Raw genomic sequence first — 18,628 nt, forward strand, 5'->3', positions numbered from 1 at the left:
TTGTCGCAGTACAGTCTTTCATGTCAAGCTGAGACGGCACTGAGATCAGAAACGCACAGCCGCTGTCGGGCTACGGCTCCAGCATTGCGGCGTTGAGCAGATTATCGGGAACGCCGAGGCCGTCGACCAGTGACCGAGCGCGCGGGCGCAGCGTTCGGCACCGCTCGTTGATGGCCCGTCCGACAGCCTTCGACCGCTCGACCGAGATCAGGCGATGCTCCATGAACCAGGCTTTGTCCTCCTCGATGACCGACAGTGCGTACAGGTCACAGAGGTCCTCGAGCAGCTCCTTTGCCGCCTTGTCCTTGCACGCTTCGATGCCCGCGATGAACGCCTCCAGCGTCACTCGATCGATGTGTGCGCGCGCGGTGTGCATGACGTGGTCCTGCACGAAGTTGAACGCGTCGAACGGATCCTTCTCGCGTTTGGACGCACCCTGTAGACGCCGGGCGGCGGTCGAGATCAGGTATTCCTCACGATCCTCGAACATTCCGAGCTGGGTGCCGCGATTGAAGAGGCTGCCGTCTTCCTCGTTGTCCTGCCGCGTGTCGAGGAGCGTCTGAATGATCTGGAGTGCGGCGGTCCGGGTCTTGACGACGTCGCTGACCGTGACCGTCGCAAACTTCATCCACTCGACCGGGCTCATCCCGCGGACCTCGTCGGCGTAGGACGTCAGCAGTTCCTTCGCGACGAGCTGAGTCAGAACGTGGTTGTCGCCCTCGAACGTCGTGAACACGTCGGTGTCCGCCTTGAGCTGCACCAGACGGTTCTCCGTCAGATAGCCTGCGCCGCCGCATGCCTCGCGGCATTCCTGGATCGCACGCGTGGCGAATGCGGTGTTGGCGACCTTGAGCCCCGCCGCGCGGCTTTCCAGCTCGCGTTGGTCCTGCGGATCGGGCTCCTCGTCACTGCCTTGCAGGTCCTGCAGCTTGGCGATCAGCTCGTTCTGCGCGAAGCCGAGCGCATACGAGCGCGCGATCAACGGCAGCAGCCGGCGCTGGTGCACGAGGTAGTCCATGATGGGCACCTCGTCGTCGCTCTTCGGTGCACTGAACTGCCTGCGCTGCAACGCATATCGCGTCGCGATCGTCAACGCGACCTTCGCCGCAGCGGCAGCCGAACCGCCGACCGTGACGCGGCCGCGCACAAGCGTGCCGACCATCGTGAAGAACCGGCGGTTCGAACTTTCGATGGGAGAGCTGTAGACGCCGTCCGCGTCTACGTCGCCGTAGCGATTGAGCAGGTTGTCGCGCGGGATCCGGACATGGTCGAACATGATCCGGCCGTTGTCGACGCCGGTGAGCCCGCCCTTGTAGCCGCAGTCCGACGTCGTCACCCCTGGCAGATCGTTTCCGTGCTCGTCCCTGATCGGGACGACGAGACAGTGCACCCCATGGTTCTCGCCGGCCACGATGAGCTGCGCGAACACTGCTGCGACGGTGGCGTGCAGTGCCGCGCCGCCGATGTAGTCCTTGCGTGCGGAGGGCGTCGGCGAATGGATGACGAACTCGCCCTTCGCGGCGTCGTAGGTGGCCGTGGTCTCGAGTTCCTGGACGTCGCTGCCGTGACCCGTTTCGGTCATCGCGAAACAGCCGAGCAGTCCGAGGTTGATGGTGGGTTTCACATACAGCTCGTGGTGGCGCGCGGTGCCGAGATTCTCGATCGCGCCGCCCCAGAGACCCCACTGCACGCCGGCCTTCACCATCAGTGAAAGGTCCGCCATGGCAAGCATTTCGATGCTCGTGACGGCAGCGCCCGCGTCGCCGGTGCCGCCGTGTTCGGTCCGGAACCCGTTTGCCGCGTAACCGTCGCCCGCGAGCAGTTGCATCTGTTCGAGCGCGTGGGCGCGCGCTTCTTCGAGATCGGGAATGAAGCGCGGCGTGAACTGCTCGCGGCTCAGATCCACGCGTACCTTTTCGCGGGTGTCGTGGAACGGTCCGTCGAGCGTGATGCGCAAATGATCCGCGGTGATGGCCATGCCATGCACGTTACCGACGGATACGCTCAGTGGGCCGGAGTTCTCTGTGAATTCAGCCTCGATACGGCGGCGCGACGCCCCAGCCCCACCGTGGGACGGGCGCATGTGCGACGACGGCCGCGCCCTTCTGCGAGTTCTCCAGCGCGAGCCGGGTGCCCCACTCGACATACGCCATGAACGCGGAGCGAAATTCAGGGTCGGCGGGGAGGTCGGCGTCGTCGGCGGCGAGGCTCATCGTCGTGGCGAAGCGGTGCCGCTGCTGCGGGGTGATCCCGAGGTCGATGTGGTGAGCCAGCATGCGCTCGTAGCCGCCGAGCTCGTCGGTGTACCGCGGCGGACCGCCGAAAACCTCGCCCCACCACAACGTCACGTGCGCGCGATGGTCTTCGCTGACGCCGCCTGGAAACAGAGCGGAGAGAAGGTCGTCCTGCTCGACGCGGTCGTAGAAGGCGTCGATCAGCCGCCGGAAGGCGTCCCCGCCGCCGGCCCACTCGTAGAGGCTCGGATCTTCGTCAGCCACGGGATCGAGAGTATCGCCTACTCCGTAGGGTGGCTGCGTGACTTCTGGACTTGATCAGGATTCGTTTCCCCGCCAGTACGCGCGCACCGTTCGGTACACGGTCGGCGCGCCGCGTTCGTTCGCGGTTGCGGGCACCAAGGTCGTATTTCTGCGGTCGCGGTCGGGCAGCGACCGGGCGAACATGCTGTGGACTCTCGATACGGTTTCCGGGAAGGAACGCATCGCCGCCGACCCCGCGGTGCTGCTGCACGGCGGCGCGGAAGAACTCTCCGCGGCCGAGCAGGCCAGGCGGGAACGCAGCCGTGAAACGTCGGCGGGGATTGTCGGATTCGCGCTCGACGACGCCGGACGCCAGGCAGTGTTCGCGTTGTCCGGGCGATTGTTCGTGACCGATCTGGACAAGCGGGCCACGTCGGAGCTGCGTGTGCCGGGCCCGCTCGTCGATCCTCGCCTGTCGCCGGACGGCGCCTACGTCGCGTATGCGACTGTCGACGGCGAATTGCGGGTCATCGGCACGGACGGGTCGGGCGACGCGGCGCTCGGGCGTCCTGAACATCCCGGAGTCGTATGGGGCCAAGCCGAATTCATCGCCCAGGAGGAGATGGGCCGCAGCCGTGGCTACTGGTGGTCGCCCGACAGCGACAGGCTCCTCGCCGAGCGCTCCGACGACACTCCGGTCCGGCGCTGGTGGATTGCCGACCCCGCCAATCCCGAGCGCAGGCCCGCTGAGGTTGCCTATCCGGCTGCCGGGACTCCCAACGCCGACGTCGACCTGTGGTTATTCGATCTCGCTGGTTCGCGAACCGAAATAACCTGGGACAAAGCCGAATTCCCGTATCTGGCCCATGTGCACTGGTCCATCGGCGGACCTCCCCTGCTGCTCGTCCAGGCCCGGGATCAACGCAGTCAGCGCGTGCTGACCGTCGATATCGATTCGGGTGCAACGGATGTGGTGCTCGAAGAGAGTGACGACACCTGGCTCGATCTGTTTCCGGGCGTGCCGGCGTGGACGCCGGGCGGGGACGTGGTCCGCATCTCGGACGCGACAGGGGTGCGTTGCCTGGTGGTCGGGGACAGGGCGTTGACGGGTCCGGAGCTACATGTGCGGTCTGTTGTTGCGACGACAGAATCGACCGTCTACTTCACCGCATCGGGCGGAGTCGAGGAGACGGGGCCACGGCCCGGCTGGGTCGGTGTGGCGCGAATCGGTCTGGACGGTTCGGGCTTCGAGTGGGTGTCGACGACCGACGGCGTGTCGACCGCAGTGGTCGGCGACGGGATCACCGTCGTCTCGACGGCCCGCGTGGATAGGCCGGGCACGCAGGTGCGGGTGCTCGAAAGTGGTGCGACGATTGCGTCCCACGCCGAGCAGCCGATACTCGTCGCCCGGCCGCAGTTCCGATTTGCCGGCGCGCGCCGGATCCCGTCGGCGGTTTTCCTGCCGAGTGATTACGACGGTTCGGCGCTTTTGCCCGTCCTCATGGACCCCTACGGCGGGCCGCACGGGCAGCGTGTAGCGGCGGCCCACAATCCCCACCTGACGTCTCAGTGGTTCGCTGACCAGGGCTTTGCGGTGGTTGTCGCGGATGGGCGCGGTACGCCGGGGCGCAGTCCGGAGTGGGAGAAATCGATCGCGTTCGATTTTGCGGGTGCAACTCTCGACGATCAGGTCGAGGCGTTGCACGCGCTGGCGGAAGAGTTCCCGCTGGACCTCGGACGCGTCGGAATTCGGGGGTGGTCCTACGGCGGCTACCTGGCTGCGCTCGCGGTGCTGCGGCGTCCGGACGTGTTCCATGTCGGGGTCGCCGGCGCGCCGGTCACAGACTGGTCCCTGTACGACACGCACTACACGGAGCGCTACCTCGGGATGCCGGACAGCAAGGTCTACCCGGCCAATTCGCTCATCGACTATGCCCCCGAACTGGAACGGCCGTTGCTGCTCATTCACGGTCTTGCCGACGACAACGTGGTCGTCGCACATACCCTTCGCCTCTCGTCGGCGTTGCTGGCGGCAGGGCGGCCGTATTCGGTGCTGCCGCTTTCGGGGGTCACGCACATGGCCTCTCAGGAGGACATCGCGGAGAATCTGTTGAAGCTGCAGGTCGATTTCATCAAGAAGGGGCTCGGGTAACAGCCCTGGTCAGAGGGTCGTTCTTCTGATAGTGTAGAACGTATGTTCGAGCAGGGGGATTGGGGATCTGCTGCCGACTGGGCCGTCGCCCCGGTGGATCATTCGCGTCTGAAGCATCCGGTGCAGGCGCTGACGGCGATGGTGCTCGTCGCGCGGCAGGAGAATGCCGCGGCAGCGCAGAAGGTGTTCACTGCCGTCTGCGCCTACAGAATGGGAATCGCCGAAGACTTCGACCGCCTCGGTGAACAGGCCGCCGACTGGCTGGGGGTCGGCGCGGAAATGGAAGTCGCGCTCGTCCTCGGGGTCTCTGTGGGTACGGCCAGGAAGCTGATTTCCGTCGGCGTGACTCTCGACACGCGACTGCCGCTGGTGAAGGCGGCGTTCGTCGCGGGTGAGCTGGATTTCTCCAGGGTTCGGACGATTGTCGACGCGGTCGACGGTGTTTCGGAAGCGACCGTTTCCGCCGTCGAGGCGGCGATTGTCGACGCCGCTCTGCAGCGACCGCCGCGCGCGCTGGCAAACGAGATTGCGCGGCTGCTGATCGCAGCAAATCCCGACGACGCCGCAGAATCGCGCAAGAAGCGCGAAAAGCACTCACGCACTGTGAAAATTACGCCCGACTCGCACGGCATGGCCGCCCTGTTCGCAACCATGACAGCCGCGGAAGGTGTCGTGGTGTCGACCCGAATCGACGAGATGGCCGCGACCGTATGCCGACGGGATCCGCGCACGCCTGCAACGCTCCGCACGGATGCATTCGTCGCGCTTATCAATTGCGAAACGCATCTGGCGTGCAGATGTGAGACTGCGGACTGCCCATTCGCCCATCTGCCCGCGGCCGAACCCGCGACCGTCCACCTGCACGTGCATGTCGACGTGGAGACTCTGCTCGGCTTCGCGGACAATCCGGCGAACCTCGAAGGTCACGGCCCGATCGACCCGGACCTCGCCCGACGCTTCGCGCAGGACGCGACGTGGCAGGCAATCGTTGAAGAGACGCGTTCGCGGTGCCCGGCCAAAGCTCATCCGGCAGGCTTTGTGCCCACCGCGACAAAGCTTCTTCCACCGCCCGTACCGAGCGGAATCGGCGGCGCGATCGCCGACATCAAGGCGGCAATCGATGCGGACCCGAAGGTCCTCGACGGTGAGTTTCCCGACGGCCACGGCGGACTCGACGAACCACCACCCGGTGCGCTGTCGTATCGACCGCGCAAGGAGGTCAAAGACAAGGTCTACGCCAAGTATTCGACGTGCACCTTCCCGAATTGCTATGTGCCGGTCCGGAAATGCCAGTTCGATCACATCGAACCGTTCGACCACTCGGATCCTGAGCGCGGCGGTTGGACTATCGAATCGAACGGACATCCCGCGTGTCCGTACCACCACCAGGCCAAGACCGACGGGATCTTTCGCGTCGTCAGGATGGCGGGCGACGCCATCGTCTGGGTGTCGCGGAACGGCGCAGTCGGAATCACAATCCCGGAGGAGCTGGGCGGTAGCCACGAGCCCGAAGCGCGCAAGCCCGTCAAGCTGACTCGACCAGCGCCGGCCGAAGATCCGCCCGACGACGCCATCTACGACCCCACCTGGTGGGAGCAGCACATGCAGTCCGGCGACCGACCTCCGACACTGGCGGATATGGCGCAACTCACCGACCGGCGGCTGGCGGTTATCTATCGGGAACTCGGAACCCACTACGAAGAACACCTGGCGATACTCGCCGCGCGTGATCGCCATATGCCGCCGCCGTACTGATCCCAACTCTCTGAGAGACTGGACCCCGTGACTGTCTCTTCCGCCGCCTCTGCTCAATTGTTCGAGCGTGCGTCCGCGGTCATCCCTGGCGGCGTGAATTCGCCGGTCCGGGCCTTTCAATCGGTCGGCGGAACACCCCGCTTCATCAGCAAAGCTTCCGGTTACACGCTGACCGACGCGGACGGCAACGACTACGTCGACCTGATCTGTTCGTGGGGTCCGATGATCCTCGGCCACGCCCACCCGGCTGTGGTCGAAGCAGTGCAGAAGGCGGCATCGAGCGGGCTCTCGTTCGGCGCACCGACCGAGGCCGAGATCGAACTCGCCGAGGAGATCGTGGGCCGCGTCGAGCCGGTCGAGCAGGTTCGTCTCGTCAACTCCGGAACCGAAGCGACGATGAGCGCTGTGCGCCTCGCTCGCGGGTTCACCGGAAAAACCAAGATCATCAAGTTTGCCGGCTGCTACCACGGCCACGTCGACGCGCTTCTCGCCGACGCGGGGTCCGGCGTCGCGACCCTCGGCCTGCCGACCTCCCCAGGCGTCACCGGCGCGCAGGCGGCGGACACAATTGTCTTGCCCTACAACAACCTTGACGCGGTCGCGGACGCATTCGCGACGAACCAGGGCGAAATCGCGTGCATCATCACCGAAGCCGCCGCGGGCAACATGGGTGCGGTCGCACCGGCTGCCGGTTTCAACGAAGGGCTCCGGCGCCTCGCGAACGCTCACGACGCCCTGCTCATCATGGACGAGGTTATGACCGGTTTCCGGGTCAGCCCGTCGGGTTGGTACGGCCTCGAAGGCGTCGCGGGCGACCTGTACACGTTCGGCAAAGTGATGTCGGGTGGACTTCCCGCAGCAGCATTCGGCGGTCGTGCAGACGTGATGAGCCGCCTCGCGCCGGTGGGACCGGTCTATCAGGCAGGCACGTTGTCGGGTAACCCCGTGGCGGTCGCGGCTGGTTTGGCAACCCTGCGGGCAGCTGATCAGGAGGTCTACGCGGCCCTCGACCGCAACGCTGCGCGACTCGGGCAGCTGATCGGCGATTCGCTGACCGCGGAGGGCGTCGAGCACGTCGTCCAATTCGCGGGCAACATGGTGAGCGTGTTCTTCGCCGCCGACCCGGTCACCGACTACGCCGCCGCCAAGGCCAGCCAGACCTGGCGGTTCCCAGCCTTCTTCCATGCCCTGCTCGAACGCGGCGTGTACCCGCCGCCCAGCGCGTACGAGGCGTGGTTCGTTTCCGCGGCAATCGACGACCGCGCATTGGGCATCATCGAAGACGCACTACCTGCTGCCGCCAAGGCAGCCGCACAAGCGACAAAAGAGGGATCTACGACGTGACGTCACTCGACCAGCCAGCCATCAAGACGATCGTGCACGTTCTGCGGCACGGCGAGGTCCATAACCCGGACGGGATTCTGTACGGCCGGATCCCCGGCTTCCAGCTGTCCGACAACGGCCGCGCTCAGGCCGAGGCAGTTGCGAAAGTGCTTGCCAACCACGACATCACGCTGGTCGTAGCGTCACCGCTGCAGCGCGCCCAGGAAACGGCGGCGCCGATCGCGGCCGCCCACGGCCTGGAGATCCAGACCGACGACAACCTCATCGAAGCCGGGAACGCGTTCGAAGGTCTGCGTGTCGCTGTCGGCGACGGTGCCCTGAGCCGCCCTCGGCACTGGTGGAAGTTGCGCAACCCGTTCACGCCGTCGTGGGGCGAGCCGTACCTGCACATTGCGCATCGCATGCTCGCCGCGATCAACAAGGCGCGCGTGGACGGTGCCGGGCACGAGGTCGTGTGTGTGTCGCACCAACTCCCCGTGTGGACGCTGCGCAGGTTCCTGCAGGGCGAGCGCCTATGGCACGACCCCCGCCACAGGCAGTGCGGACTGGCCTCGTTGACGTCGTTGGTCTACAAAGGCGACACGCTTGTCGACATCATCTACTCCGAACCTGCGGGCGCATCGGATCCGAGGGTGACCGGCGCATGAAGCGGTTGCGGGCCGCGTGTTGCCTGCTCCTGATCGGGCTGGCCACGGCCGGCTGCGCTGGGACCGACGCGGTCGCGCAAGGCGGCACGTTCGACTTCGTTGCGCCGGGCGGCAAGACCGAGATCTTCTACGACCCGCCGGCGGACCGTGGCACGGTCGGCAAGCTGTCGGGTCCGGACCTCATGGTCGACGACAAGACGACGGCGCTCTCGGACTTCGCCGGTGAGGTCGTGGTGATCAATCTGTGGGGTCAGTGGTGCGGTCCGTGCCGGGGTGAGGCCGACGATCTCGAGCAGGTCGCCGAAGCGACGCGCAATCTCGGCGTGGCGTTCCTCGGCATCAACGTCCGCGACTATGCGAAGGACAAGGCGCAGGACTTCGTCAAGGACCGCGGCGTCAGCTACCCCTCGATCTACGACCCCGAGATGCGGACCGTCCTCGCGCTCGGTGGTGTGCCGACGACGACCCTGCCGACCACGCTGGTCCTCGACCGCCAGCACCGCGTCGCCGCTGTGTTCCTGAAGGAACTGCTCGCCGAAGATCTGCAGCCGGTCGTCGAGCGGATCGCGGGGGAGACCTCGTGAACCTCGCGAGCATCGGCGACACCTTCGAGTCCACCGCGTCCAGCGGTCCGTTGCTGCTCGCCCTCGGTGCCTGCGCGTTGGCCGGTCTCGTGTCCTTCGCTTCGCCCTGTGTGGTTCCGCTCGTCCCCGGTTACCTCTCCTACCTGGCGGGACTGGTCGGCGCGGACGCTCCGCCGGTGACTGCCGCCGAAGCTGTCGCGACCAAAACACGGACCGGACGCGCTCGGGTTGTCGGCGCATCCGCCCTGTTCGTCGCAGGGTTCACGGTGGTCTTCGTTCTCGCGTCGGTCACCGTCTTCGGGGTCGTCGAAACTCTTGTCATCAATCGTGAAGTGCTGCAACGCGTCGGCGGCGTGATCACGATCATCCTGGGCCTCGTGTTCGTCGGCCTGATACCTGCGCTGCAGCGGGACGTCCGATTCGAGCCACGCCGCGTCGGCAGTCTCGTCGGTGCGCCGTTGCTCGGCGCCGTGTTCGCACTCGGCTGGACGCCCTGCCTGGGCCCCACCCTGGGCGGCGTCATGTCTGTCGCGTCGGGAACCGAAGGCACTACCGCGGCGCGCGGAGTCGTGCTCATCATCGCGTACTGCGCGGGCCTGGGACTGCCGTTCGTGATCCTCGCCTTCGGGTCTGCGGGAGCGCTGCGCGGCGTCGGCTGGCTGCGCCGCCATGCACGCACTATCCAGATCTTCGGCGGGATCCTGCTGATCGCCGTCGGGATCGCCCTGGTGACGGGCCTGTGGGACCAGTTCGTCACATGGGTGAGGGATGCCTTCGTCTCGGATGCTGTTCTGCCGATATGACGACCACACAACTGCGGCCCGCAGCGCCGACCCCACCCCGCAAGCAATCCGCCTTCGGACGTGCCATCGCCCTGATCCGCAACACTTGGCGCGCGCTCACGAGCATGCGGACAGCGTTGATGCTGCTCTTCCTGCTCGCACTCGCAGCGATCCCTGGCGCTCTACTGCCCCAACGGAGCCTCAACCTCGGCAAGGTCGACGAATACATCGCCGATCGCCCGACCCTCGGTCCTTGGCTGGACCGCCTCGAACTGTTCGATGTCTTCTCGAGTTTCTGGTTCACGAGCATCTATGTGCTGCTGTTCATTTCGCTCGTCGGCTGCATCGTCCCGCGTTGCTTCGACCACGCGAAAGCCCTGCGGACGCAGCCCGTGCCGGCGCCCCGCAATCTCGGCCGGCTCCCGCACCATCACCGGACTGTCCTCGACGAGTCTCCCGAAGTTGTTGCAGAGCACATCCGTTCGGGCTTGCGCGGCTGGCGGGTCACGGTGCGGTCCAGCGAGACGGAGACGACGGTCTCGGCGGAGAAGGGCTACCTGCGCGAACTCGGCAACCTCGTCTTCCATCTCTCGCTGGTCGGTCTGCTGGTGGCGATCGCGGTCGGGAAGCTGTTCTCGTACGAGGGCAACGTCATCGTCATTGCCGACGGCGGTCCGGGGTTCTGCACGACGACGCCTGCGGTGTTCGACTCCTTCCGGGCGGGCAATATCGAGGACGGCACCGGACTGACCCCGATCTGTATCCGCGTCAAGAACTTCCACGCCGACTATCTCGACAACGGTCAGGCCGAGCAGTTCACGTCCGATATCAGCTACCAGGCCGGCGCGGACCTCGAGAACAACACCTGGCGCGATCAGACGCTGCAGGTGAACCATCCGCTTCGCGTTGCCGGCGACCGTGTCTACCTGCAGGGCCACGGCTATGCGCCGACGTTCACGGTCACGTTCCCGAAGGGTGAGACCCGCACCGAGACATTGCAGTGGCGGCCCGACGACGCGCGGACCTTCCTGAGCAGCGGCGCCATGCGGTTCGACCCGCCCGGCGGTCTGTATCCGAGCGAAGAAGAGCGGCGGAAGAACCAGATCGCGATCGAGGGCCTGTTCGCGCCGACCGCCGTCCTGCATGGTGAGCTGCTCTCGTCAGGTTTCCCCGAGATGATTCGACCTGCTGTCGCCATCGACATCTATCGCGGCGACACCGGCCTCGATACCGGGCTTCCGCAGTCGCTGTTCTCGCTGAACAAGGAACTGATCAACCAGGGCCGGCTCACCAAAGAGGCCCGCAAGAATCTCGAGCCCGGCCAGAGCGTCACCCTGAACGACGGCAAGACGACGGTCCGTTTCGACGGTGCGAAGGAGTTCGTCAACCTGCAGGTGTCCCACGACCCCGCGCAGCAGTGGGTACTGGTATCGGCGATCACGATGATGCTCGGTCTGCTCGTGTCGCTCGTCATCAAGAGACGCAGGGTCTGGGCGCGGATCCACATCGGCGAAGCCGTTGACGACGAGTCGAAACGACGTACTGTAGTAGAGCTTGGTGGGCTGGCCCGAACAGATCAGGCCGGTTGGGGCGACGAGTTCGATCGATTGTGCACACGCCTTTTGCCCACCACATCGTCTGGAAAAGCAGGAGACTGAACTGATGCCGATCAACGAGAACCTTGCCGCGTTCAGCGACCTCGCGTTTCGGACCGCCTTTCTGATCTACTTCCTCGCCTTCTGCCTGCTGATCGGTCAGTACGCGACGTCGCGGGTGAACAAGGTCGAAGCACGCGAACTGGTCGGCGTAGGCGCGGGTTCCGCTGTCCCGGGCCGCGTGATCGAAGCGCCTGCCAAGTCGTTGTCGGAGCGCCTCGGCAATATGAGCGTCTCGGTTCTGGTTGTCGGTTTCGCCTCGCACATTGCGTCGATCGTGCTGCGCGGATTCGCGACCGAACGGTTCCCGCTCGGCAACATGTACGAGTTCGTAACGATGGCCTGCGCTGCCGCCGTCGCTGTCGGACTGGTGATCATGCGCGGTCAGAAGTACCGCTCGATGTGGGTGTTCCTGCTCCCGCCGGTGATGATCCTGATGTTCCTCGCGGCGACCGTGCTCTATGCGGATGCCGCTCCGGTCGTGCCTGCCCTGCGGTCGTACTGGCTCCCGATCCACGTGACGATCGTGAGTGTCGGCAGCGGTGTGTTCATGGTCGCAGGCGTGGCGAGTGCGCTGTACCTGCTGCGCATGCGACAGCCCGCAGGGTCCGAAGCCGACGGGTTCGTCGGCAAGATTGCCCGCCGACTGCCCGATGCGCAGACCCTCGACCGCCTTGCCTACAAAACGACCATCATCGGCTTCCCGCTGTTCGGCGCCGGCGTCATCCTGGGTGCGATCTGGGCCGAGTCCGCGTGGGGCCGGTTCTGGGGTTGGGATCCCAAGGAGACGATGGCGTTCATCGCCTGGGTGATCTACGCGGCGTACCTCCACGCGCGCGCGACCTCCGGTTGGCGAGACACCAAAGCCGCGTGGATCAACGTGGCAGGATTCGTCGCGATGATCTTCAATCTCTTCGTGATCAACATGGTGGTGCAGGGGCTGCACTCGTACGCAGGACTGACCTAGGAGACTCGCCTTGGCGCTCGCGGATTTTCAGAACGAAATCTACTTCCAGGGCCTGGGCGGCGTAAGACCGGAGTTCCCAACAGATCTCACGAAACTGGAGGCGCTCGCCGAGCGGAAGTTGCCGCCCGAGGCGTTCGGTTACATCGCTGGATCAGCAGGTACGGAGTCGACCGCGCGCGCGAACCGCGAGGCATTCGACAAGGTCAAAATCGTGCCGCGAATGCTGCGCGACGTCGGTGTCCGGGACCTGAGCGTCGAGTTGTTCGGCCAGAAGCTGCCGGCGCCCGTCCTGCTTGCGCCGATCGGTGTGCTGTCGATTCTGCATCCCGAGGGCGAGTTGGCCGTCGCGAAAGCTGCCGCTTCCACGGGCGTGCCCATGATCCTCAGCACGGCCGCGTCGAACACGATGGAGGATGTCGCCGAAGCGAACGGCGACGGCTTGCGCTGGTACCAGCTGTACTGGCCGAAGGATCGCGAGCTTGCCGCCAGCTTCATGGCGCGAGCCAGAGCTGCGGGCTATACCGCGCTGGTTGTCACCCTGGACACTGTGAGCCTGGCTTGGCGTCCGCGTGATCTCGACCAGGCCTACCTGCCGTTCCTGCAGGGAATCGGCGTTGCGAACTACTTCGCCGATCCCGTGTTTCAGAAGGCCATCGGTGGACCCGTCACCGCAACGAATCGGCCGCAGGCGTTGCTGCACTGGATCGCGAATTTCAGCGACCCGACCAACACGTGGGACGACCTCGCGTTCATCCGCGAGCACTGGGATGGACCGGTCGTCCTCAAAGGCGTCCAGCACCCCGACGACGCGCGCCGAGCGGTCGATGCAGGCATGGACGGCGTGATCGTCTCCAACCACGGCGGACGTCAGGTGGACGGCGCGGTCGGGTCGCTCGAGATGCTCCCGGAAGTTGTCGCTGCGGTCGGCGATCAGACGACTGTGCTGTTCGACAGCGGAATCAGGTCCGGCTCCGACGTCGTCAAGGCGCTTGCAATCGGCGCACGGGCGGTGCTGCTCGCACGGCCCTACGGGTACGGCCTCGCGCTCGGGGGTGAGGCAGGTGTCCGCCACGTTGTCCGGTGTCTGCTCGCCGAGTTGGAACTGGCCATGACGCTGACCGGCGTCAAAGACATCGGCGAGCTGACGCCCGAAATTTTGCGGTCCTAGTTCACCGGATCGTTCGGCCCGGCTTCCGGTGTGTCCTTACCCGATCGCCGGGACTCGCGGTTCAAGCGCCACAGAAACTCGGGGTCGTCGTCCGGTCCCAGCGTGCGTCGCTGGTCGGCCGGCCTTATGTCCGGCCCGAATGCCTTCCAGAACAGCACCACGACTGTCACCAGTCCGACGGCTGCCAAAAGATAGATCACGACGCTTCACCTCCTTGACATGAGGGTAGTCGCGAACTGCTCAGTCGGCATCCAGCTGTTGAACGCCGAGTGGACTAGTGCCGCGCCTCGGTCGTCAGCGAGGCCAGAAGTTCCATGACTTCGGACTCACGGAACCGGCGGTGGCCACCGGGAGTGCGGAGCGAACCGAGCCGGCCTGCGTGCGCCCAACGGGTAACCGTCTTCGGATCGACGTGGAAGAGGGTAGCTACTTGACCAGGGGTCAAGAGTGCTTCGGAGCCTCGGTTGATTGCGGGTGCACTCATGGGACGGTCCTCCTGTGCTGACTGTTCTGCTCAGACACGCCCATATTGTCACCGGGACCCCTAGGTACTCGAACGATCTAAAGTTAGTAAAGGGGAGGTAATTCGCAAATCGGATAAGTGCGACAGGTCGAAATCAGGCGTTCGCGACGTATGTAACCTGATCGCGTGAGCGATGCGACCCCTGATCGAACCGCCCCAGCGTCGGCGGGAAGCAAACTTTTTCGCGACCTGGCGATCTTCACAGCCGCGCGGCTGCTTCTTGTGGCGGCCATCGCGGGGATCATCCTCGGCATCGGCAAGATCGTCGACGTCGAAATTCCGGGCCTCGTAGCCCTGATCTTTGCGATCGTCATCGCGCTGCCGTTGTCGATGGTCCTGTTCGCTGGGCTGCGCCGGAGGGTGAACGAGAGCATCGCGGCCGTCGACGAACGCCGAAGGCGCGACAAGGCCGATCTGCGCGCCAAGCTTCGTGGCGAAGACCGGACGGCCGAAGAGTGAACGTCTGCGACCGCAGTGGCCCCCGCGAGTGGGTGGACAACGCGGTCCGGCTCATCGACGCCGATACGCAACGCAGTGCGGACACGCACCTGCTCCGTTATCCGCTGCCGATCGATTGGAACGTGCAGCTTTACCTCAAAGACGAATCCACGCACATCACGGGCAGTCTGAAGCATCGGCTCGCGCGATCGCTGTTTCTGTACGCGATCTGCAACGGCTGGGTGAAGGAAGACACGACGGTCGTCGAGGCGTCGTCCGGATCGACCGCGGTCAGCGAGGCGTACTTCGCGAAGCTCCTCGGCCTGGACTTCGTCGCGGTGATGCCGGCGACTACCAGCCCGCAGAAGGTCGCGTTGATCGAAGCCCAGGGCGGCAGATGCCATTTCGCCAAGAATCCGGCGAAGCTGTACGAAGAGGCGGCCGACCTCGCCGCCGAGCACGGCGGTCACTACATGGACCAGTTCACGCACGCCGAGCGCGCAACGGACTGGCGGGGCAACAACAACATCGCCGAGTCGATCTTCCAGCAGATGCAACTGGAACGGCATCCGATACCCGATTGGATCGTGGTCGGCGCCGGGACCGGTGGCACAAGCGCGACGATCGGTCGCTACATCCGCTATCGCCGCCACGAGACCCGGCTGGCCGTTGTCGACCCGGAGAACTCCGCATTCTTCGGCGGCTACGAGGCGGGTAATGCGCGGTTCGAAACGGGAATGTCCTCACGCATCGAGGGAATCGGGCGACCACGTGTGGAGCCGTCCTTCGTCGGTCAGGTGGTGGACCGGATGATCCGGGTGCCCGACGCCGCATCGATCGCGACGGCCCGCCGCGCAAGCGAGGTGCTCGGCAAGCGGGTCGGCGGGTCGACGGGGACGAATCTGTGGGGTGCGTTCGGTGTGGTCGCCGAGATGCTCGCCGCAGGCCGCGGCGGCAGCGTCGTCACGTTGCTGTGCGATGGCGGTGACCGTTATGCGGGAACGTATTTCGACGACAGCTGGGTGGCGGCGCAGGGGATGGACCTGACCGTGCCGACGGCTGCGCTACTGGAGTTCGAAGCCACCGGTACCTGGGGCTGACGCCGACCGAAGGGTGTCAACCTGCCTTGACAACTCGTCGTTGTCAACCTAAATTGACAGCATGACCGAAGCGACAACTCTTGCGGCAGCCGCCGGCAGTCCCGATCCGCAGGTGGGCTTGCGCGCCGTTCTCGCCTTGCGCCGCCTGCTCGAACGGCTCGAAGCCATTCAGGTTGCCAACGCGCGCAACCAGGGCTGGTCGTGGCAGGCGATCGCGGACTCGCTCGAGGTCAGCAGGCAGGCAGTCCACCAGAAGCACAACAGGAGACGCTGATGTTCGAAAAGTTCAGCAGACCAGCACGAGTCGCTGTCGTCATCGCGCAAGAAGAAGCGCGGCAACTGGATTCGCCACAGATCGGGGTGGAGCACGTGCTGCTCGGCGTGCTCTACCAACCGGATGCACCCCTCCGTGCACTGCTGCGCGACGTCGGCCTCACGCTCGACGACGCCCGCGCACACTTGCGTACCCAACGCGCCGCAGAACCTTTCGGCGAGGAAGATGCCGAGGCGCTCAAGTCGATCGGTATCGACCTCGACGCGATCCGGGCGAGCCTCGAGGCCAGCTTCGGCGAGAACGCGCTCGACCGGGAAGCGCCCGGTGAGAAACGGGGATGGTTCGGCCGCGTCGGGTCGGGTCACATCCCCTTCACGCGCGAGGCGAAGAAGACTCTCGAACTCGCTCTGCGGGAAGCTCTGCTGCACAAGGACAGTCGCATCGGCTCCGAGCATGTCCTGCTCGGGATCCTCCGAGCGCCCAGCCCCGCGGCGCGCACGATCATCGAGGCACGCATTCCGTTGGCGGACTTGCGTGATCGGGTGGAGCAGTTGCTGGATCGAGCTGCTTGAACCGCGATGTTTGTGCCACCATTGACGCATGGTCCATCTGGTTCGGTTGGCAATCACCGCCTTTGCGATTTGGCTTGCGGCCCAATGGGTCAACGGCATCGACATCAAGGTTCCCGAAGATGCGGAGACGATTCAGAAGATAGCGGTCGTCGTCGGCATCGCCATCGTCTTCACGATCGTGAATGCGCTGGTCAAGCCGATAGTTCAGCTGCTGTCGCTCCCGCTCGTCATCCTCACCCTCGGTCTCTTCCTGCTGGTGATCAACGCACTGATGCTGCTGCTGACAGCGAGCATCACCGATGCGATCGGTAGGGACTACGGGCTCGACGTCGACGGATTCTGGACCGCAGTCTGGGGCGCGATCATCATCGCCCTCGTCAACTGGGTTCTTGGCGTACTCGTTCCGGATGAGGACAGACGTAGCCGTTGACTCGGTAGCCGCGCGGGCGGACATTGGTGAGCATGAGAAATCTGCTGAGCGCGTAGCCCTCGTCACCGGCGCAACCGGCGGGATCGGTCCGGACATTGCACGTGCGCTCGCCGCGCAGGGAGTGCATCTTGCGATCTCGGGTCGCCGCGAAGACGTGCTCGAAACGCTCGCGAAACAGTTGCGCGCCACGGGTGTTCGGGTCGCTCCGATACCAGCGGACCTCGCCGACTTCGATCAGATCGACCCGCTGGTCGACCGGTCCGAGGACGCGCTCGGGCCGATCGACATTCTCGTGAACAATGCGGGCGTCGAGAACGTCGCCCGGTACGCGGATCTGACTCGGGCCGAACTGCAAGCGATGATCGACATCAACCTGACGTCACCGATGCTGCTGACGCATCGGGTGTTGCCGGGGATGGAACGGCGCGGGGACGGCCACGTCGTCTTCGTCGGTTCGCTCAACGGCAAGCGCGGGCTCGCGTACACGGGTCCGTACGCGGCAACGAAAGCCGGACTGTCGCTGCTCACCCAATCGCTGCGCGACGAGTACCGCCAGACGCAGATCGGTTTCTCGGCGGTCTGCCCGGGTTTCGTGCTCGGGGGTGGCATGTACCAGCGGCTGCTCGACCAGGGTCTGCGGGCGCCGGGGATGCTCGGCAGCACGACGACCGAACGGGTCGCAGCAAAGGTCGTGAAGGTGATCAAGCGAGATTTGCCGGAGGGCTACGTCAACACGCCGCCGATGCGGCCGACCCTCGTGCTGGCCGAGATGGCGCCCAAGTTCGTCGAACGGCTGCTGCCGATCTTCGGCGGTGGCGAGTTCTTCCGGCAGGTCGGAGCGAAACGGCAGGCCGACGCCGACGTCGTCAGCTGATCAGCCGAGCCACAGCGCGAGGCCGGTCGTCGCCGCCCACACCAGCATGGCGAGGCCGGAGTCCCGTAGCGCCGGAATGAGTTCCATACCGCCGCGGCCGTTGCGCACGGGCGCGTTCGCCCGGACGGCGAACGGCAGCGCGAGGAGTCCGACAAGAGCCCACGGCGTCCGCGCCACCAGCACGGCGCTGGCGAAGAACGGAACCACCAGCAACGTGAGATGCAACGCGCGGGTGCGGGTATCGCCGATCCGAACCGCGAGTGTCAGCTTGCCCGAATCGGTGTCGGTGGGAATATCGCGCAAGTTGTTGGCGACGAGCACCGCGCTCGAGAAACAACCCACCGCCACCGCGCAGACCACGCCGACCCAGTCGACACGCTCGGCTTGCACGAACTGGGTGCCGGTCACGGCGATCAGGCCGAAGAACACGAAGACCGCGACCTCACCGAGCCCGCTGTAGCCGTACGGTTTCGAGCCTCCGGTGTAGTACCAGGCTCCAGCAATGCAGAGGGCACCGACGAGGACGAGCCACCACGCGGACGTCAGCGACACAACGAGACCTGCCGCTGCTGCTACACCAAGACTGACGGCCGCAGCGTTGCGAACGGCCGCAGGCGACGCCAGCTTCGAGCCGACGAGCCGAATGGGCCCGACCCGTTCGTCGTCGGTGCCGCGGATGCCGTCGGAATAGTCGTTCGCGTAATTCACTCCGATGATCAGGGCGAGGGAAACCACGAGCGCGAGCAGGGCCTTCCACCACACAAAACCATCGAGTGACGCTGCCGCGCCGCTGCCTGCGAGCACCGGTGCGATCGCGTTCGGCAGTGTCCGTGGACGGGCACCTTCGATCCATTGAGCAACTGAAGCCATATGGGGAAGCTAGCCC

The 18,628-nt window shown here is 65.3% G+C and carries 20 protein-coding genes; 15 read left to right on the top strand and 5 right to left on the bottom strand.

The window, feature by feature from the left end; translation table 11 throughout:
- Window positions 1-70: 70 nt before the first annotated feature.
- Both JGU72_RS24715 and JGU72_RS24720 read right to left on the bottom strand, forming a co-directional pair.
- Window positions 71-1,978, bottom strand: a complete 1,908-nt coding sequence (locus JGU72_RS24715) for an acyl-CoA dehydrogenase family protein (protein ID WP_199686758.1) — start codon at window positions 1,976-1,978, stop codon at window positions 71-73.
- Between the two features lie 52 nt (window positions 1,979-2,030).
- Window positions 2,031-2,498 carry a group II truncated hemoglobin gene (locus JGU72_RS24720; RefSeq protein WP_199686759.1) on the bottom strand — a complete coding sequence of 156 codons (468 nt, stop codon included), beginning with the start codon at window positions 2,496-2,498 and terminating at the stop codon, window positions 2,031-2,033.
- Between the two features lie 37 nt (window positions 2,499-2,535).
- Between JGU72_RS24720 and JGU72_RS24725 the strand changes: the two genes are divergently transcribed.
- The 9 genes from JGU72_RS24725 to JGU72_RS24765 are packed head-to-tail and all read left to right on the top strand — an operon-like array spanning window position 2,536 to window position 13,531.
- Entirely contained in the window at window positions 2,536-4,629 is a 2,094-nt protein-coding gene (locus JGU72_RS24725) for a S9 family peptidase (RefSeq protein WP_199686760.1), read from the top strand.
- A gap of 42 nt (window positions 4,630-4,671) precedes the next feature.
- Window positions 4,672-6,384, top strand: a complete 1,713-nt coding sequence (locus JGU72_RS24730; RefSeq protein WP_199686761.1) for an HNH endonuclease signature motif containing protein — start codon at window positions 4,672-4,674, stop codon at window positions 6,382-6,384.
- A gap of 18 nt (window positions 6,385-6,402) precedes the next feature.
- Entirely contained in the window at window positions 6,403-7,728 is a 1,326-nt protein-coding gene (gene hemL / locus JGU72_RS24735; protein WP_199686907.1) for a glutamate-1-semialdehyde 2,1-aminomutase, read from the top strand.
- Window positions 7,725-8,375 (top strand): histidine phosphatase family protein, encoded by a 651-nt coding sequence (locus JGU72_RS24740; RefSeq protein WP_307828594.1) that lies wholly within the window; start codon window positions 7,725-7,727, stop codon window positions 8,373-8,375. The genes hemL and JGU72_RS24740 overlap by 4 nt, the downstream gene beginning before the upstream one ends.
- Window positions 8,372-8,959, top strand: a complete 588-nt coding sequence (locus JGU72_RS24745) for a TlpA disulfide reductase family protein (RefSeq protein ID WP_199686762.1) — start codon at window positions 8,372-8,374, stop codon at window positions 8,957-8,959. The genes JGU72_RS24740 and JGU72_RS24745 overlap by 4 nt, the downstream gene beginning before the upstream one ends.
- The gene (locus tag JGU72_RS24750) at window positions 8,956-9,762 is read left to right on the top strand and encodes a cytochrome c biogenesis CcdA family protein (protein ID WP_199686763.1); all 807 of its coding nucleotides are present in this window, start codon (window positions 8,956-8,958) and stop codon (window positions 9,760-9,762) included. Before JGU72_RS24745 ends, JGU72_RS24750 begins: the two co-directional genes overlap by 4 nt.
- Window positions 9,759-11,399, top strand: a complete 1,641-nt coding sequence (resB, locus tag JGU72_RS24755) for a cytochrome c biogenesis protein ResB (protein WP_199686764.1) — start codon at window positions 9,759-9,761, stop codon at window positions 11,397-11,399. The genes JGU72_RS24750 and resB overlap by 4 nt, the downstream gene beginning before the upstream one ends.
- Before the next feature lie 4 nt (window positions 11,400-11,403).
- The gene (gene ccsB, locus JGU72_RS24760) at window positions 11,404-12,363 is read left to right on the top strand and encodes a c-type cytochrome biogenesis protein CcsB (protein ID WP_199686765.1); all 960 of its coding nucleotides are present in this window, start codon (window positions 11,404-11,406) and stop codon (window positions 12,361-12,363) included.
- Window positions 12,364-12,373: 10 nt separating this feature from the next.
- Window positions 12,374-13,531, top strand: coding sequence for a lactate 2-monooxygenase (locus JGU72_RS24765; protein ID WP_199686766.1), 1,158 nt, complete (start codon window positions 12,374-12,376; stop codon window positions 13,529-13,531).
- Here JGU72_RS24765 and JGU72_RS24770 read toward each other — a convergent pair.
- Both JGU72_RS24770 and JGU72_RS24775 read right to left on the bottom strand, forming a co-directional pair.
- Complete coding sequence (locus JGU72_RS24770) at window positions 13,528-13,731, bottom strand: hypothetical protein (protein WP_199686767.1); 204 nt, start codon at window positions 13,729-13,731, stop codon at window positions 13,528-13,530. The genes JGU72_RS24765 and JGU72_RS24770 overlap by 4 nt on opposite strands.
- A 74-nt stretch (window positions 13,732-13,805) precedes the next feature.
- Window positions 13,806-14,015: a BldC family transcriptional regulator gene (locus tag JGU72_RS24775; protein ID WP_199686768.1), complete on the bottom strand. Its 210-nt coding sequence runs from the start codon at window positions 14,013-14,015 to the stop codon at window positions 13,806-13,808.
- A 165-nt stretch (window positions 14,016-14,180) separates the two neighbouring features.
- On the opposite strand from JGU72_RS24775, the gene JGU72_RS24780 reads away from it, so the two are divergent.
- The 6 genes from JGU72_RS24780 to JGU72_RS24805 all read left to right on the top strand — a co-directional run bounded on the left by JGU72_RS24780 (window position 14,181) and on the right by JGU72_RS24805 (window position 17,742).
- On the top strand, window positions 14,181-14,513 hold the full coding sequence (locus JGU72_RS24780) for a DUF4229 domain-containing protein (RefSeq protein ID WP_199686769.1): 333 nt from the start codon (window positions 14,181-14,183) through the stop codon (window positions 14,511-14,513).
- Complete coding sequence (cds1, locus tag JGU72_RS24785) at window positions 14,510-15,592, top strand: L-cysteine desulfhydrase Cds1 (protein WP_199686770.1); 1,083 nt, start codon at window positions 14,510-14,512, stop codon at window positions 15,590-15,592. The genes JGU72_RS24780 and cds1 overlap by 4 nt, the downstream gene beginning before the upstream one ends.
- Window positions 15,593-15,653: 61 nt before the next feature.
- Window positions 15,654-15,866, top strand: coding sequence for a helix-turn-helix domain-containing protein (locus tag JGU72_RS24790; protein ID WP_199686771.1), 213 nt, complete (start codon window positions 15,654-15,656; stop codon window positions 15,864-15,866).
- The gene (locus JGU72_RS24795) at window positions 15,866-16,438 is read left to right on the top strand and encodes a Clp protease N-terminal domain-containing protein (RefSeq protein WP_199686772.1); all 573 of its coding nucleotides are present in this window, start codon (window positions 15,866-15,868) and stop codon (window positions 16,436-16,438) included. Before JGU72_RS24790 ends, JGU72_RS24795 begins: the two co-directional genes overlap by 1 nt.
- A 28-nt stretch (window positions 16,439-16,466) precedes the next feature.
- Window positions 16,467-16,868, top strand: coding sequence for a phage holin family protein (locus JGU72_RS24800; RefSeq protein ID WP_199686773.1), 402 nt, complete (start codon window positions 16,467-16,469; stop codon window positions 16,866-16,868).
- Window positions 16,846-17,742 carry an SDR family NAD(P)-dependent oxidoreductase gene (locus JGU72_RS24805; RefSeq protein WP_199686774.1) on the top strand — a complete coding sequence of 299 codons (897 nt, stop codon included), beginning with the start codon at window positions 16,846-16,848 and terminating at the stop codon, window positions 17,740-17,742. The genes JGU72_RS24800 and JGU72_RS24805 overlap by 23 nt, the downstream gene beginning before the upstream one ends.
- Here JGU72_RS24805 and JGU72_RS24810 read toward each other — a convergent pair whose 3' ends face one another.
- Complete coding sequence (locus JGU72_RS24810) at window positions 17,743-18,612, bottom strand: 1,4-dihydroxy-2-naphthoate polyprenyltransferase (protein ID WP_199686775.1); 870 nt, start codon at window positions 18,610-18,612, stop codon at window positions 17,743-17,745. It abuts the gene before it with no gap.
- Window positions 18,613-18,628: the final 16 nt, after the last annotated feature.

The sequence above is a fragment of the Antrihabitans auranticaus genome (genome assembly GCF_016481275.1).
GTDB lineage: Bacteria > Actinomycetota > Actinomycetes > Mycobacteriales > Mycobacteriaceae > Antrihabitans.

Excerpts from the sequence above, each read along its gene's own strand:
- JGU72_RS24715 (WP_199686758.1), bottom strand. The coding sequence starts at position 1,978 with ATGGCCATCACCGCGGATCATTTGCGCATCACGCTCGACGGACCGTTC.
- JGU72_RS24730 (WP_199686761.1), top strand. The coding sequence starts at position 4,672 with ATGTTCGAGCAGGGGGATTGGGGATCTGCTGCCGACTGGGCCGTCGCC.
- JGU72_RS24745 (WP_199686762.1), top strand. The coding sequence starts at position 8,372 with ATGAAGCGGTTGCGGGCCGCGTGTTGCCTGCTCCTGATCGGGCTGGCC.
- resB (WP_199686764.1), top strand. The coding sequence starts at position 9,759 with ATGACGACCACACAACTGCGGCCCGCAGCGCCGACCCCACCCCGCAAG.
- ccsB (WP_199686765.1), top strand. The coding sequence starts at position 11,404 with ATGCCGATCAACGAGAACCTTGCCGCGTTCAGCGACCTCGCGTTTCGG.
- JGU72_RS24775 (WP_199686768.1), bottom strand. The coding sequence starts at position 14,015 with ATGAGTGCACCCGCAATCAACCGAGGCTCCGAAGCACTCTTGACCCCT.
- JGU72_RS24790 (WP_199686771.1), top strand. The coding sequence starts at position 15,654 with ATGACCGAAGCGACAACTCTTGCGGCAGCCGCCGGCAGTCCCGATCCG.
- JGU72_RS24795 (WP_199686772.1), top strand. The coding sequence starts at position 15,866 with ATGTTCGAAAAGTTCAGCAGACCAGCACGAGTCGCTGTCGTCATCGCG.
- JGU72_RS24800 (WP_199686773.1), top strand. The coding sequence starts at position 16,467 with ATGGTCCATCTGGTTCGGTTGGCAATCACCGCCTTTGCGATTTGGCTT.
- JGU72_RS24805 (WP_199686774.1), top strand. The coding sequence starts at position 16,846 with ATGAGGACAGACGTAGCCGTTGACTCGGTAGCCGCGCGGGCGGACATT.
- JGU72_RS24810 (WP_199686775.1), bottom strand. The coding sequence starts at position 18,612 with ATGGCTTCAGTTGCTCAATGGATCGAAGGTGCCCGTCCACGGACACTG.